Raw genomic sequence first — 13,936 nt, forward strand, 5'->3', positions numbered from 1 at the left:
TGTGGAGCTGACCGGTACTAATAGGCCGAGGACTTGACCACATCCAAACACACGTCCAAGAAGATGTGTCGCGTCCACTGTGCGGTTCTGAAAGCACGAACACACCCCGTGTGTTCACCCCACCCCCCACCACCACCACTACGGTGCCCGGAGGGCGGGACACTTTCACAGCGTTACGGCGGTCATGGCGAGAGGGAAACGCCCGGTCTCATTCCGAACCCGGAAGCTAAGCCTCTCAGCGCCGATGGTACTGCCCGGGGGACTGGGTGGGAGAGTAGGACGCCGCCGGACACCATTCCATCAAGGGGGTCACAGCACACACGCTGTGACCCCCTTGATGCATTTCCGGCACCCCCGACACCGATCTGGACGAGGTACGACGAATCCATGACTGGACCCCGACGAGGCGCTGGCGGACCCGATCGCGGAGGCCGTGGTCGACCGACCGGCGCTGGTCGGTCGGATCGTCCCGGCGACGACGAGCGTCGCGATACAGGCGGGCAGGGTCGCCCCCGCGCCCAGGGTGGCGGAACGTCACGTGACGACCGTGCGCGAGGCGGGGAGCCGGGCCGCCGGGCCGCTCACGGTGGTCGTCAGGGTGGTTCGTCCTGGCAGGACCGGCGACATGGTGCGGGATCTGGTGCACGGAACGGGGGCGCACCCACGAACTCCGCACGGCCCAGGGATGACGGTCGTGGCGTGGACCGAGGACCGGACGCGAGGTCCGGCAGCGGTGATCGCCGCGAGCGCGGTCCTGCGGCGCCGCAGCGCGACGGTGGGGACCAGCTGCACGGGGCCCGTGAGCGTGCTCGGCTGAGCGGCGAGTGGCGTCCGCGGTACGGCGCCGGGCACCAGCCACGGAGCGCTGGCGGGTCTGCCGACCTCGGTGGCCGTTCCGGTGGTGCTGCCGCGTCGTGGCGAGACCGCCGTCCGGCGAGGGAGGACCGCCCGGGTCGTCCCAGCGACCGCGCCGAGCTGGGCCGGTCCGCTGCCGGCCCCGCGGCGGGCAGCCGTCGCAACCAGGCCCCCGGCTCGGGTCGGCCGGCGTGGCAGGACCGTCGGCCCGCCAGGGACGGTGGTCGGCCGGCATGGCAGGACCGTCGTCCGGCCGGGGACGGTCGGCCGTCGCGTGACCGGGGTGAGGACCGTTCCCAGGGTCCCGACCGCCGCTCCGGAGCAGCGCGGTCCCCGCGCGACGACCGGGGCCCCGCGCGCGGTGCGGGTCGGGCGGTCGGAGGTCGGTTCGAGTCCCGTGGCGAGGTCCGGGGCGAGGACAGGGGCGAGCGGCGGCCGGCTGGCCCGCCCATCCCCGAGTGGGCCGACCCCCGGGAACTGGACGCACCGGTGCGGCGCGCGCTGCGGGGGTTGGAGAGCCGCAACGCCACGGTCGTGGGGCAGCACCTGGCGGCAGCAGGGGGCCTGGTGGACGAGGATCCGCAGGCTGCCCTCGCCCACGCCCAGGCCGCCCGGGAGCGCGCCTCCCGCATCGCCGTGGTCCGGGAAGCCGTCGGCGTCGCGGCCTACCACGCCGGTGAGTTCGCCGAGGCCGCCCGTGAGCTGCGGGCTTACCGGCGGATGAGCGGCGACGAGTCCTACCGCGCCGTCCTCGCCGACTGCGAGCGCGCCCTGGGACGGCCGGACGTCGCGCTGCGCCTGGTGGCCGAGGCGCTGGCGCAGGAGCCGCCCCACGACGAGGTCGTCGAGCTCCGGCTGGTGGAGGCCGGCGCTCGCCAGGACATGGGGGAGGTGGCCGCGGCCGCGCTGGTGCTGGAGGCCGCCCTGGGCGGCCGTCCGGAGCCGGCCCAGCTGCAGGCCGGCGACCTGGGTCAGCTGCGCCTGGCCACGGCCTACGGTGACCTCCTCGAGGCCCGGGGCGAGGAACAGCAGGCCCAGGCCTGGTTCGAGGCGGTGATGGCCGCCGACCCGGCGGACGAGACCGGGGTCGCCGCCCGGTTCGACGCGGTCGAGTTCGACGAGCTGGACGACGTCGACGAGTTCGACGGGGTCGACGACGTCGACGAGGACTCCGACAGCTCCGACGACGACGACCCGGCGGATGGCGTGGCGGTGGACGGCGAGGGGCGCGCCGACGGCGTCGAGCCCGGCGGTGAGGCCGGGGTGGGGGTCGCCTCGGGCGGTGGTGCCGAGGACGAGCTGCCCGGCACGGACGTCCCCGTCGAGTACGACCCCGACGAGCAGGACCTGGAGGAGGAGGTCGCCGAGCTGCTGGGTGAGATCCCCGTGCCCGGGTTCTCCGACACCCAGGTCGAGCAGCCGGTCATCCGCACGCAGCCGCGCCCGATCCCGGCCGACAGCACCGGTCTGTTCAGCGCACCGGAGGACGGCTCCCCAGGGGAGCACACCCCACCGACGAACTGACCCCGTCCGTCCCCCACGACCGGGTCCGTCCACAGATCGTGGGCGGGCCCTGGTGGTCGTCGACCGCGCAGGCGACGCTGCCGGCATGCCCAACTCCACTGCGGACCACCCGGCCACCGACCGGAACGACGTGGTGCTGCGGGGTCGGCTCGCCGCGCCGGCGGTCGTGCGCGAGCTGCCCAGCGGCAACACCCTGCTCGTGTTCAAGCTGGTGGTGCGGCGACCGGTGACCCGCCCACGGGAGCCGGGTCACGACACGATCACCTGCGTGAGCTCCGCCGCCGGTCTGGTGCGCCGAGCCCCCACGTGGCAACCCGACGACGTCCTCGAGGTCGAGGGCTCGCTCCGCCGCCGCTACTGGCGCAGCCCGACCGGCGGCGCCGTGGTGCACGAGGTCGAGTGCCGACGGGCGCGGCGCTGCCGAGCGCCCGGCGCGCGAGGGGAGTGAGGAGTCAGTGCGGCCGGAAGACCAGCCCGGTCCGCGGTTTCGGCACGAACAGCGTCGACTTACGGGGCATGCGCGCACCCGCACGGGCCACCGCCGCGACGTCGGCGGTGGACGAGGGGTGCAGCAGCAGGGCCACCCCGGCGTGCTCGACGGCCGAGGCCAGCGCCTCGCCGACGTCGTGGGCCACCAGGACCGACTCCGGGTCGTCGGCCCGGTCCCAGCAACCGGTGATCAGTCCGTGGTGGGCCAGCACGACGTCGAGGGACCGCCACGCCTCCGGTCGGTCCGCCGGCACCCGGGCGAGCACCTCGGCTGTCGGCTCCGCCAGCAGGAGGGCCGAGCGACCGTCGGTGACCAGGAACCGTCCGGCTCCCGGCGACCAGGAGTCCCCGCGACCGGGGACGGGCACCTCGGCCGCGGTCACCGCGAAGCCCCGAGCTGCCCGGCGCCCGGCCTCGTGCAGGTCCAGACCGGGGACCACCCGGTGGATGGCCCGCACCCGCAGACCGTGCGGGCCCATCGGTGTCAGCAGGGCGAGCACGCGACCCGGTCGCCGGCCCGCACAGGCCTTCGCCGCCGCGAAGCGGTGGTGCCCGTCCGCGACGACGGCGGCCACCTCGGCGAGGCCGCGCTGCAGCCGGTGCAGGGTCACCGGGTCGGTGACCCTGCGCAGCTCGTGGACCACCCCGTCGCCGTCACCCACCCGCAGGTCGGCGCGCGCGGCCAGCGCGGTGTCGGTGACGTCGGCGACGTCGGGGGACGGGTCGTGGGCGAGCACGATGGGCTCCAGGTCGGTCCCGGTGGCCGCCAGCAGGAGCCGTCGTCCCTCCACCGCCGGCGGGTACACGTCCTCGTGGGGCAGCACGGCCGGCGAGCCGTCATCGGGCAGGTCGAGCGCGGCCAGCCAGCCGACGGTCGCGGCCCCGTCGAGCCCGCGCATCAGGTAGACCCACATCGCCGGGTCGGAGTCCTCGACCAGCACCCCCTCCGCCCGCCACCGTCGCAGGGTCGCCGCGGCCCGGTCGGCCGACGCAGCGTCGCACCCGCCGGCGTCACCACCGGACCGGTGGTCGGTGGCGCCGGGCAGGATGAGACGGACGACGTTGTGGGGGTCCGTCGCGGCCAGACGGGCCCGCCCCTCTGCGGTCACCAGGTCGTAGGCCGGCGAGCTGACCTTCGCCAGGTGGTCCGGTTCGGCGGAGGCGTAGGTCAGTGCCCGGAACGGGTGCACCGACAACCCGTGACCGGCCGAGCGGGGCGGGGGCATCCCGCGATCCTAGGAGGCCGACGACGACCGTCCGCGGGCGCGCCGGGCGCCGACCCGTGGTCCCATCTCGGGGTGACCGACGACCCCGACCGACCGGTGCCGCTGGCCCCCGGTGCCCCCGAGCGCCCTGACCGGGCCCACGACGTCGCCCTCCTGGACCTCGACGGCGTCCTGTACGTGGGACCGGACGCCGTGCCCGGTGCCGCCGACGCACTCGGGCGCGCCCGGGCCTCGGGCATGCGGCTCGGTTTCGTGACCAACAACGCGGCCCGGACCCCGCAGGAGGTCGCGACGCACCTCACCGAGCTCGACATGGCCGCCGAGCCCGACGACGTCATCACCAGTGCGCAGGCGGCCGCGACCGTCGTCGCCGGCCGGTTCGGGCACGGGGCCGCCGTGCTCCCCGTCGGGGGACCCGGGGTGGCGGCCGCACTCGTCGAGGCGGGGCTGCGCCCGGTCGAGCGTGCCGAGGACGACCCGGTCGCGGTGGTGCAGGGGTACGGCCGCGAGGTCGGCTGGACCCAGCTCGCCGAAGCCGTGGTGGCGGTCCGCAGCGGGGCCCAGCACGTGGCCACCAACGTGGACGCCACCATCCCCTCACCGCGCGGCGTGCTCCCCGGGAACGGTGCCCTCGTCGGGGTGGTGGCGGCGGTGACGGGTCAGCAGCCGCTGGTCACCGGCAAGCCCGACCCGGCCATGCACGCCGAGTGCGTCCGCCGCACCGGGGCACAGCACCCGCTGGTGGTGGGCGACCGCCTCGACACCGACGTGGAGGGCGGACGTCGCGTGGGGGTGGCGACCATGCTCGTCCTGTCGGGGGTCACCGCCCCGGCCGACCTGCTCGCGGCCCCGCCGCGGGCTCGTCCCGACCTCCTGGCCAGCGACGTCTCCGGCCTGACCCACCCGCACCCCCCGGTCGAACCGGTGGAGGACGGCTGGCGCTGCGGCGCGTGGACCGCGACCGCCGCCGACGACGGGCTGCAGCTGGGCGTCGGCGGCGCGCCCGACCCCGATGCCCCCGACGACCTGGACGGCCTGCGGGCCCTCTGCGTGGCCCACTGGGCCAGCGGTCCTGCGGAGGACGCCGAGCCGCCCCGGGTCGCCCCGGCGCCGGGTTCCCCCGACGCGGTCGGGGAGGCGCTGAGGCGTTGGGGTCTCAGCCCCCGGTGAGCCCCCCATGAGCCCCGGGAGGGGGCGCCGGGTGCGGTGCTGGATCGGTGCGCGTCAGAGCAGGGCGCGCAGACGCAGCATGTCGCGGAGCCCGGCCTCCAGCTTGACCCGGCCGGTCGCCCAGGCGGACCCGAACGACAGCCGGCCCGAGGTCAGCTCCAGGAGGTCCTCGCTGGTGGTGGTGATGCGGATGTCGGCCTTGGGCACTGCCGGCCCGGCCGGCACGGCCGCCATGCCCTGGGCGGTGCCGTTCACCAGGCGCCCCTGGACCACCTGGTCGAGGTCGGTGATGCGGCAGGACACCGTGCGGTCCAACCCGCCGAGTGCCGGGTTCGCGGCGAGGTCGCCGACGAACTTCTCCAGAGCGGTCATGCACTGCTCGAGCGTGGCCACGTGCGGCTGCCTCCGGGGGTGTCGGTCCCGCTCCTCGTCGGGGTCGCGGGCACGCTACCGCGGGGCGGGCGCCGGCCCCCGGCGCCCCCGGAGCGTCGGCGGTGGCCGGTAGCCTGCGGGGTACCCGGGGAGGTGCTCCGGGGCACGGGACTCGGCAGGAGGCACCAGGCATGAGCACCCCGCCCGGGTCGTCCCCCGCGACCCCGAGCGAGCAACCCGCACCGCTCGTCGAGCCGTCCGCCGACGGCCCGGGCGGCCCGGTCGACCTCGGCGACCAGGTGGCTGGGTTGCCGGTCGCCGAGCACGTCGCCGTCCTCACCGCCGAGCACGACCGCCTGCACCGGCTGCTCGCCACGATCGACCAGCTGTGACCGCACCCACCCGCGGTGGTCGGCGCTGATGGCCCGTCGCGCGCGGCTCGACGCCGAGCTGGTCCGCCGCAGCCTCGCCCGGTCCCGTGAGCACGCCCAGACGCTCATCGCGGACGGCCTCGTGCTGGTCGCCGGGCAGCCGGCGACCAAGCCCTCCACCGGCGTGGAGGCCGGCACCCCGCTCGTCGTCCGGCCCGACCCGGCCGGGCCGTCCTGGGTGTCGCGCGGGGCCCACAAGCTCATCGGGGCTCTCGACGCGTTCGACGTCGACCCCGCCGGCCGCCGGGTCCTGGACGCCGGGGCCTCCACCGGTGGTTTCACCGAGGTCTGCCTGAGCCGCGGCGCCCGCGAGGTGGTGGCCGTCGACGTCGGCTACGGCGAGCTCGCCTGGTCGCTGCGCACCGACGCCCGGGTCGCCGTCCACGAGCGCACCAACGTCCGCACCCTCGCCCCCGAGCAGATCGGCGGTCCGGTCGACCTGGTGGTGGCCGACCTGTCGTTCATCGGCCTCCGCCTCGTGCTGCCCGCCCTGCTGGCCTGCACCCATCCCGACGGTGAGCTCCTGCCGATGGTCAAGCCGCAGTTCGAGGTGGGCCGGGAACGGTTGGGGTCCGGCGGGGTGGTCCGCGACCTCGGCCACCGGGCCGAGGCGGTCACCGCCGTGGCGGAGGCGGCCCACGCACAGGGCTGGGGCACCGCCGGGGTCGTCGCCAGCCCGTTGCCCGGCCCCTCGGGCAACGTCGAGTTCTTCCTCCACCTGCGCCGCGCCGCTCCGGCGCCCGACCACGCGGCGATCACCCGAGCAGTCCAGGAAGGCCCCACGTGACCTCGACCCCGCCCGCCGACAGCTCCGCCTGTGCCCCCGCCGGGGGGGTGCGTCGGGTGCTCCTGGCCGTGCACACGGGGCGCGCCGACATCATCGCGCTGGCCCGCACCTCGGCCGAGCGGCTGGCCCGCGCCGGCCTGGTCGTGCGGGTGCTCGACGACGAGGCCGAGGACCTCGCCATCCCCGGCGCCGAGGTGGTGCCCTTCGGCCCCGGGGCGGCCGAGGGGGCCGAGGTGGTCATCGTCATGGGCGGTGACGGCACCTTCCTGCGCGCCGCGGAGCTGGCCCGCGCCACCGACGCGGCCCTCACCGGGGTCAACCTCGGCAAGGTCGGCTTCCTGGCCGAGACCGAACCCGAGACCGTCGAGGAGACGCTGTCGGCCATCGAGCAGTGCGAGTACTCGGTGGAGGAGCGGCTGACCCTCGCCGTCGACGTGTTCGACGCCGACGGCGGCCTGGCCGGCCAGACGTGGGCGCTGAACGAGGCGTCGGTGGAGAAGGTCGAGCGGTCCCGCGTGCTCGACGTCGTGATCGCCATCGACGGCCGGTCGCTGACCAGCTTCGGCTGCGACGGCGTGCTCGCAGCCACCCCCACCGGGTCCACCGCCTACGCCTTCAGCGCGGGCGGCCCGGTCGTGTGGCCCGACGTGGAGGCCCTGTTGCTGGTGCCCACCAACGCGCACGCCCTGTTCGCCCGCCCGCTGGTCACCTCCCCGGAGTCCGTGCTCACCATCGCCGTGCCCGCCGACGGCACCCGGGCCCGGGTCTCGGCCGACGGCCGGCGCACCGTCGAGATCCCGCTGGGCGGGCGGGTCGACGTCCGGCGCTCGGAGCGGCCCGTCCGCATCGCGCGGGTGCAGCCCCGCAGCTTCGGCGACCGGCTGGTGGCCAAGTTCGGCCTGCCCGTGCGGGGGTTCCGCAACGTGCGCGGCCACGTCGGCCCCGGTCAGGAGCTGAACCGGTCGCGCAACGTGCTGCTCCGCGACGACACCGCCGACGGCCCGACCGACACGGGGGTGCCCGGTGGCCAGGCGTGAGCGCGGGGGGCGCGCCCCCGACCCCGGCTCCGGCACCCGCGCCGCCCGGCCGCGGCGCAACGGTGCGCTGACCGAGCTGCACATCCACGGGCTGGGCGCGATCGACGACGTGACCCTCGACCTCGACCCGGGCTTGACGGTCGTGACCGGCGAGACCGGCGCCGGCAAGACGATGGTGGTCACCGGCCTGAGCCTGCTGTTCGGCGGTCGGGCCGACCCCGGGCGCGTGCGGGCCAACGGCCGGGCCGGGGTGGAGGGGCGGCTCGCGTTGCCGGCCGACTCCCCGGTCTGGGCGCGGGTGGCCGACGCCGGGGCCGAACCCGACGACGACGGCACCCTGATCCTCGCCCGCACGGTGAGCGCCGAGGGGCGATCACGGGCCCACCTCGGCGGGCGCAGCGTGCCGGTCGGCGTCGTCGCCGAGATCTCCGAGGACCTGCTGGCCCTGCACGGGCAGACCGACCAGCTGCGGCTCACGCGGCCGGCCGAGCAGCGCCGCGCGCTGGACCGCTACGCCGGCGCCGCCCACCTGGCCCTGGTCGAGGAGCACCGCCAGGCACATGCCCGCTGGCGTCGGCTGGCCGACGACCTCGAGCACCGGCGCGGCCAGACCCGCGAGCTGGCCCAGACCGCCGAGGTGCTGCGCCGGGGGCTGGAGGAGATCGCCGCCGTGGCCCCCCAGCCCGACGAGGACACCCAGCTCGACGCCCAGGCCGCCCGGCTCGGCGACGCCGATGCCCTGCGGGTCGCCGCCGACGAGGCCCGGTTGGCACTGGTGGGGGACACCACCGGCGACCTGGGCGCCGGCGACGACGCCCCGCAGGACGCCGTCAGTGCCCTCGCCGCCGCCCAGCGCGCGCTGGCCGCGGCCGGCGATCCCGAGCTGCGGACGCTGGCCACCCGGTTGGGCGACGTCGGCGCGGTGGTCGCCGACGTCGGCCTCGAGCTGGCCGGCTACGTCGCCGACCTGGACGCCGACCCGGCCCGGCTGGCCGAGGTGCTCGACCGGCGGGCCGCCATCACCGCGCTCGTGCGCACCTATGCCGACCCGCCCAGCGGCGTGGCCGGCGTGCTGGCCTGGGCCCAGGACGCCGAGGAACGGCTCGGCCGCCTGGACGTCTCCGACGAGGCGCTGGAGCGGCTGACCGCCGACCGCGACGCGGCGCGCGAGGAGCTGCGGGCGCTGTCCGTGCGGGTGACCGCCGGCCGCACCGCCGCTGCCGACGGCTTCGCCGCCGACGTCGGCCGTGAGCTGGCCGGGCTGGCCATGGCCGCCGCGCGGGTGTCCTTCGCCGTCGACACCGACCCCGAGCACCCCGGCCCCGAGGGCGCCGACGAGGTCGCGCTGCTGCTCGCCGCCCACCCCGGTGCGCCGGCCCGCCCGGTGCACAAGGGCGCCTCCGGCGGTGAGCTGTCGCGGGTGATGCTGGCGATCGAGGTGGTCTTCGCGGGCGCCGACCCCGTGCCGGTGATGGTCTTCGACGAGGTGGACGCCGGCGTCGGCGGGCAGGCGGCGGGGGAGATCGGCCGTCGCCTGGCCGCGTTGGCCGCCGAGCACCAGGTCGTGGTGGTCACCCACCTGGCGCAGGTGGCGGCGTTCGCCGACACGCACCTGGTGGTCGACAAGTCCGCCGACACCGGTGCCGGCGTCACCGCCACCGACATCCGTGCGGTGACGGGGGAGGACCGGGTCCGCGAGCTGGCCCGCATGCTCTCCGGCCTCACCGACTCCGACACCGGGCAGGCCCATGCCCGCGAGCTGCTGGAGAAGGCGCGAACCCGCTGACCCCGGGGCACCCCGGTCGGGCAGTCAGGTGCGGCGGTCAGGTGCGGCGCTTGGCGTAGCTGGCCAGGCCGAACTGCAGCAGGGCGAGGCCGCGTTCGCCGCTGGCCTGCAGCTGTGCACCGAGATCAGTGTCCTGGGCGGGGTCCGGGGCGTCGGCGAGGTCCGGGGCGTCGCCTGCCCCGCGCGTGACGTCCGCGGCGAGCACCCGGTCGCGGGCCAGCTCCAGCAGCGACTGGTACAGCCCCAGCACCGCGTGCGCGGCCAACCACGGCTCCAGCTCCCCGGGGGCGGCGCGCGTCTCCAGGGTGATCTGCTCGGCCAGCGCGTCGGTCAGCTGGCCCAGGATCTCGCGCTCCCGCACCTGCAGGGTCCGCGAGCCGCGGATCACCCGCGCCATCTCGGCCACCGCCGGCGCGGCGGCCGGGTCGCCGAGCCGGCTGCAGGCCGCGACGATGAACGTGCCCGCCGCCGCGGCCACCGACTCCCCGGCCGGGCGCCGTCGGACGGCGTCGAGCAGCGCCGCCTGCATCGGCGGGTCGGCCTCGAAGACCAGTCCCTCCTTGACCGGGAAGTGGTTGAACACCGTCTTCTCCACCACGCCGGCGCGCTGCGCGATCTCCAGCACGCTGACGTGGTCGAAGCCGCGCTCGGCGAAGAGCGCCGCCGCCGCGTCGACGATGGCCTCCCGGGTCTGCTGCCGCCGGACCTCGCGCAGGTTGACGCCCTTCTTCCGGCGCCGGGGGGTGCGCGGGGCGCGGGCGGACCCCGCCCCGGTCGCGCTCCCGGTCGGAGCGGCGGGCGCGGGCTCGGGCACCGGCTCGGGCGCGGGCTCGGTCGCCTCGGGCGCGGGCTGACCCGCCTCGGGGACGTCGGTGAGCACGCGCTCCACCTCGTCGGGGGCGGCGGCGCGGGCCTCGGCACGGGCCTGCTCGGCGACGACGTCCTCGGCCCGGACCCCCGACGTCGCGGGTGGGTGCACGGGTGCAGTCGCAGCACCGACCGCGGCCCCCTGGCCCTGGGACCGGACAGTCGCTGCAGCTCGCCCTGCCCGGGCCCCACCAGTCACGCGAGCCACGCTAGAGGGCCGGGTCCAGTGGCCATGACCCGGTGGGTGCCCCCTTCCCGGCGTGTCGCCGGCGCCCGGTGTCGCTCACGGTGGGTCACTGCACGGTCGCTGCGGTGGAGTCCGGCCGGTGCCCCCGGAGCGCGTCGGGGACCGGTCCTGTCGGGGGGCCGTGCGACGATCGTGACCATGCGTATCGGCTCCCTGCGGCGTGGGCGCGCCACCGAGACCGCCCCCGGTGTCAGCGGGACGGTCCGGCTCGACCGCCGCACCAAGAACCTGACGAAGCGGCTGCGGCCGGGCGACATCGCCGTCATCGACCACGTCGACATCGACCGGGTCAGCGCCGACTCGCTGGTCGCCTGCAAGGTCGCGGGGGTGGTCAACGCCGCGGCCAGCACCTCCGGGCGTTACCCGAACCTGGGCCCGGGCATCCTGGCCGCTGCCGGCATCCCCCTGGTGGACGGCGTCGGCCGCGAGGTCTTCGCCGCGGTGAAGGAGGGGGCCACCGCCCGGCTCGAGGGCGACACCCTCTACCTGGACGACCAGCCCGTCGCGACCGGCACGGAGCAGACCGAGGCCACGATCGCCGAGGCGATGACCGAGGCCCGGGCCGGGCTGTCGGCCCAGTTGGAGGCCTTCGCCGCCAACACGATGGAGTACATGAAGTCCGAGCGCGCGCTCCTGCTCGACGGCGTCGGCGTGCCCGACGTGCACACCGACATCGACGGCCGGCACGTGCTCATCGTGGTGCGCGGCTACGACTACAAGGAGGACCTCGCGGCGCTGCGGTCCTACATCCGCGACTACCGCCCCGTGCTCATCGGGGTCGACGGCGGCGCCGACGCCCTCAAGGAAGCCGGCTACCAGCCGGACATGATCATCGGGGACATGGACTCGGTGTCCGACGACGTGCTGCGCTGCGGGGCCGAGGTCGTGGTGCACGCCTACGCCGACGGTCGGGCCCCCGGTCTGCAGCGGGTGCTCGACCTGGGCGTCGACGCCATCACCTTCCCGGCCGCGGCCACCAGCGAGGACATCGCCATGCTGCTGGCCGACGAGAAGGGCGCCACGCTCATCGTGGCGGTGGGCACCCACGCCACGCTCGTGGAGTTCCTCGACAAGGGCCGCGGCGGCATGGCCTCCACCTTCCTGACCCGGTTGCGCCTGGGCGGCAAGCTCGTCGACGCCAAGGGCGTCAGCCGGCTCTACCGCAGCCGCATCTCGACCCTCGCCCTCGTGCTGCTCGTGCTGGCGGCCCTGGTGTCCATCGGGGCTGCGCTGGCCGTGTCCACCGCCGGCCGCATCTACGTCGACCTGCTCGTCGACCAGTGGGACAGCCTCGTGTTCTGGTTGGAGAACCTCTTCTCGTGATCGACTTCCGCTACCACCTCGTCTCCCTGATCGCGGTCTTCCTGGCCGTCGCGCTGGGCATCGTGATCGGCACCACCGCGCTCAACGGCGGGCTGCTGGACAACCTGCAGGGGCAGGTCGGTGCCCTGCAGGAGGACAAGCGCACGCTGGAGGACACCAACCAGGCGCTGCAGACCCAGCTCGACGCCACCGGCGGGTTCGCCGAGGAGATCGGGCCCGCGCTGGTCGCCGGCACCCTGACCGACCGGTCGGTGCTGCTGGTGGTCGGCAACGAGGACGTCACCGGCGACGCCGTCGACGAGGTCTCCGGGCTGCTGGAGGACGCCGGCGCGACGGTGAACGGGACCCTGCGGCTCACGCCGGCCTACAGCGACCCGGCCACCGCCAGCAGCCTGCAGAGCTACCTCACCGGTCCGGGCGCGCTGCCCGCCGGTGTGACGCTCCCCGAGGACGCCGCGGACACCGACGAGCTCGTCGCCGGGCTGCTGGCCCAGGTGCTGGTGGTCCCGGCCGGCGGCGCCGGCGCCGCACCGAGCAGCGCGGCCACCACCCAGGTGCTGAGCGGCCTGTCGACGCTGGGCGTGCTGACCCAGGAGAGCCCCAGCGTCAGCCCCGCCGACCACGTCGTGTTCTTCACCTCGGGCTCCCTGTCGGCGGAGGACGCCGAGCAGCGCAACGCCGCGCTCATCGCCCTGGTCACCGCCCTCGACCGGCAGGGCTCAGGTGTCGTGGTCTCCGGCGATGCGGGCTCGGCCGGTGCCAGGGGCCTGGTCGGCGCCATCCGCGCGGACACCTCGGCCTCCACGCTGGTGTCCACCGTCGACAACGCCAACGCCCCCGAGGGCCGGATCAGCACCGTGCTCGCCCTGTCCGCCGAGCGCGAGGGCACCTCCGGCAAGTACGGCAGCGGTCAGGATGCCCAGCCGGTGCCGCCGGTGCCGACCGCGGCCGCGGAGGTCGTCAACTGATGGCCCGTCGCGCCGCGTTGGTCGCCGCCGGCGCCGTCCTCGCCCGGGCCGCGCTGACCGGAGCGCTGCGCGTCGGCGCAGGTCCGGCCGGGCAGCGGTGGCGGCGGGTCAACTACGCCGGCCGCCCGCTGACGCTGCTCGGCGGTCCGGCACTCGCCTGGGCCACCACCCTCTCGGCCACCGCCGGTGCACCGTCGGGCTGGCGCCCGGCCGCGGCCCTGGTCGGCACCGTCGCCGGGGCGGTCGGTGCCTACGACGACCAGGTCGGGGCCCGGCCCGAGCAGGCCCGCGACAAGGGCCTGGCCGGGCACCTGGCCGCGCTGCGGGCAGGTCGGGTGTCCGCCGGGGCGGTCAAGGTGGTCGGGCTCGGCGCGGCCGGGGCGGTGGCCGGCCTGCTCACCGTCGACCGCCGCGCCGACGGCGGACAGCCCGGCCGGCTGCTGCCCGGCACGGTCGATGTCGTCCTCACCACCGGCCTGGTCGCCGGCACCGCCAACCTGGTCAACCTGCTCGACCTGCGGCCGGGCCGGGCCGCCAAGGCCGGCACGCTGCTCGGGCTGCCCCTGCTGGCCGGCCCCGCCGGCGGGCTGGCGGCCGGTCCGGTGGGCGCCTCGCTCGCCGTGCTCCCGGCCGACCTGGACGAGCAGGTCATGCTCGGGGACTGCGGCGCCAACGCCCTCGGCGCCGTGCTCGGGCTGCGGCTGGCGGCCGGTCCGTCCCGGGCCCGTCGTGCGGTGGCCCTGGGTGCGGTCACCGCGCTGACCCTGGCCAGCGAGCGGGTCAGCTTCACCCGGGTCATCGAGTCGACGCCGGGTCTGCGGGAGCTCGACCGGCTCGGCCGGCGTCCGGCCTGA

General features: G+C 76.2%; 13 protein-coding genes and 1 rRNA gene. 11 read left to right on the forward strand and 3 right to left on the reverse strand.

Features of this window, described 5'->3' with window-relative positions:
• Positions 1-174: 174 nt before the first annotated feature.
• The 3 genes from rrf (at position 175) to TEK04_RS05080 (ending at position 2,827) form a co-directional block, all read left to right on the forward strand.
• Positions 175-291, forward strand: a 5S ribosomal RNA gene (rrf, locus tag TEK04_RS05070).
• Positions 292-1,344: 1,053 nt separating this feature from the next.
• Entirely contained in the window at positions 1,345-2,379 is a 1,035-nt protein-coding gene (locus tag TEK04_RS05075; RefSeq protein ID WP_336403229.1) for a tetratricopeptide repeat protein, read from the forward strand.
• 85 nt (positions 2,380-2,464) lie between these two features.
• A complete protein-coding gene (locus tag TEK04_RS05080; RefSeq protein WP_336403230.1) occupies positions 2,465-2,827 on the forward strand; it encodes a single-stranded DNA-binding protein in 363 nt (120 codons plus the stop codon).
• A gap of 4 nt (positions 2,828-2,831) precedes the next feature.
• Here the strand turns inward: TEK04_RS05080 and TEK04_RS05085 are convergent, their stop codons facing one another.
• On the reverse strand, positions 2,832-4,094 hold the full coding sequence (locus TEK04_RS05085) for a DUF1015 domain-containing protein (RefSeq protein WP_336403231.1): 1,263 nt from the start codon (positions 4,092-4,094) through the stop codon (positions 2,832-2,834).
• Positions 4,095-4,166: 72 nt separating this feature from the next.
• Between TEK04_RS05085 and TEK04_RS05090 the strand changes: the two genes are divergently transcribed.
• Entirely contained in the window at positions 4,167-5,264 is a 1,098-nt protein-coding gene (locus TEK04_RS05090) for an HAD-IIA family hydrolase (protein WP_336403232.1), read from the forward strand.
• A gap of 54 nt (positions 5,265-5,318) precedes the next feature.
• On the opposite strand, the gene TEK04_RS05095 is transcribed toward TEK04_RS05090, so the two are convergent.
• The gene (locus TEK04_RS05095; protein WP_336403233.1) at positions 5,319-5,657 is read right to left on the reverse strand and encodes an SCP2 sterol-binding domain-containing protein; all 339 of its coding nucleotides are present in this window, start codon (positions 5,655-5,657) and stop codon (positions 5,319-5,321) included.
• Positions 5,658-5,827: 170 nt separating this feature from the next.
• Here TEK04_RS05095 and TEK04_RS05100 point away from each other — a divergent pair, with 170 nt between their 5' ends.
• Genes TEK04_RS05100 through recN form a run of 4 tightly spaced genes read left to right on the forward strand, consistent with a single transcriptional unit; the run spans position 5,828 to position 9,677 of the window.
• On the forward strand, positions 5,828-6,028 hold the full coding sequence (locus TEK04_RS05100; RefSeq protein ID WP_336403234.1) for a hypothetical protein: 201 nt from the start codon (positions 5,828-5,830) through the stop codon (positions 6,026-6,028).
• A 28-nt stretch (positions 6,029-6,056) separates the two neighbouring features.
• A complete protein-coding gene (locus TEK04_RS05105) occupies positions 6,057-6,854 on the forward strand; it encodes a TlyA family RNA methyltransferase (protein WP_336403235.1) in 798 nt (265 codons plus the stop codon).
• Positions 6,855-6,910: 56 nt separating this feature from the next.
• Positions 6,911-7,891 carry an NAD kinase gene (locus tag TEK04_RS05110; RefSeq protein ID WP_336403236.1) on the forward strand — a complete coding sequence of 327 codons (981 nt, stop codon included), beginning with the start codon at positions 6,911-6,913 and terminating at the stop codon, positions 7,889-7,891.
• Positions 7,878-9,677, forward strand: coding sequence for a DNA repair protein RecN (recN, locus tag TEK04_RS05115; protein WP_336403237.1), 1,800 nt, complete (start codon positions 7,878-7,880; stop codon positions 9,675-9,677). The genes TEK04_RS05110 and recN overlap by 14 nt, the downstream gene beginning before the upstream one ends.
• A 37-nt stretch (positions 9,678-9,714) precedes the next feature.
• On the opposite strand, the gene TEK04_RS05120 is transcribed toward recN, so the two are convergent.
• Positions 9,715-10,656, reverse strand: coding sequence for a TetR/AcrR family transcriptional regulator (locus TEK04_RS05120; RefSeq protein WP_336403238.1), 942 nt, complete (start codon positions 10,654-10,656; stop codon positions 9,715-9,717).
• A 273-nt stretch (positions 10,657-10,929) separates the two neighbouring features.
• Here TEK04_RS05120 and steA point away from each other — a divergent pair, with 273 nt between their 5' ends.
• From steA to TEK04_RS05135, 3 genes are read left to right on the forward strand one after another with little or no spacing between them, the layout of a single operon-like run.
• A complete protein-coding gene (gene steA / locus TEK04_RS05125; RefSeq protein ID WP_336403239.1) occupies positions 10,930-12,114 on the forward strand; it encodes a putative cytokinetic ring protein SteA in 1,185 nt (394 codons plus the stop codon).
• The gene (locus tag TEK04_RS05130; RefSeq protein WP_336403240.1) at positions 12,111-13,082 is read left to right on the forward strand and encodes a copper transporter; all 972 of its coding nucleotides are present in this window, start codon (positions 12,111-12,113) and stop codon (positions 13,080-13,082) included. Before steA ends, TEK04_RS05130 begins: the two co-directional genes overlap by 4 nt.
• Positions 13,082-13,936 carry a hypothetical protein gene (locus tag TEK04_RS05135; protein ID WP_336403241.1) on the forward strand — a complete coding sequence of 285 codons (855 nt, stop codon included), beginning with the start codon at positions 13,082-13,084 and terminating at the stop codon, positions 13,934-13,936. The genes TEK04_RS05130 and TEK04_RS05135 overlap by 1 nt, the downstream gene beginning before the upstream one ends.

Origin of the sequence: Klenkia sesuvii (genome assembly GCF_037083825.1) — a bacterium.
Lineage (GTDB): Bacteria > Actinomycetota > Actinomycetes > Mycobacteriales > Geodermatophilaceae > Klenkia > Klenkia sesuvii.

Excerpts from the sequence above, each read along its gene's own strand:
- TEK04_RS05080 (WP_336403230.1), top strand. The coding sequence starts at position 2,465 with ATGCCCAACTCCACTGCGGACCACCCGGCCACCGACCGGAACGACGTG.
- TEK04_RS05085 (WP_336403231.1), bottom strand. The coding sequence starts at position 4,094 with ATGCCCCCGCCCCGCTCGGCCGGTCACGGGTTGTCGGTGCACCCGTTC.
- TEK04_RS05100 (WP_336403234.1), top strand. The coding sequence starts at position 5,828 with ATGAGCACCCCGCCCGGGTCGTCCCCCGCGACCCCGAGCGAGCAACCC.
- TEK04_RS05105 (WP_336403235.1), top strand. The coding sequence starts at position 6,057 with ATGGCCCGTCGCGCGCGGCTCGACGCCGAGCTGGTCCGCCGCAGCCTC.
- steA (WP_336403239.1), top strand. The coding sequence starts at position 10,930 with ATGCGTATCGGCTCCCTGCGGCGTGGGCGCGCCACCGAGACCGCCCCC.
- TEK04_RS05135 (WP_336403241.1), top strand. The coding sequence starts at position 13,082 with ATGGCCCGTCGCGCCGCGTTGGTCGCCGCCGGCGCCGTCCTCGCCCGG.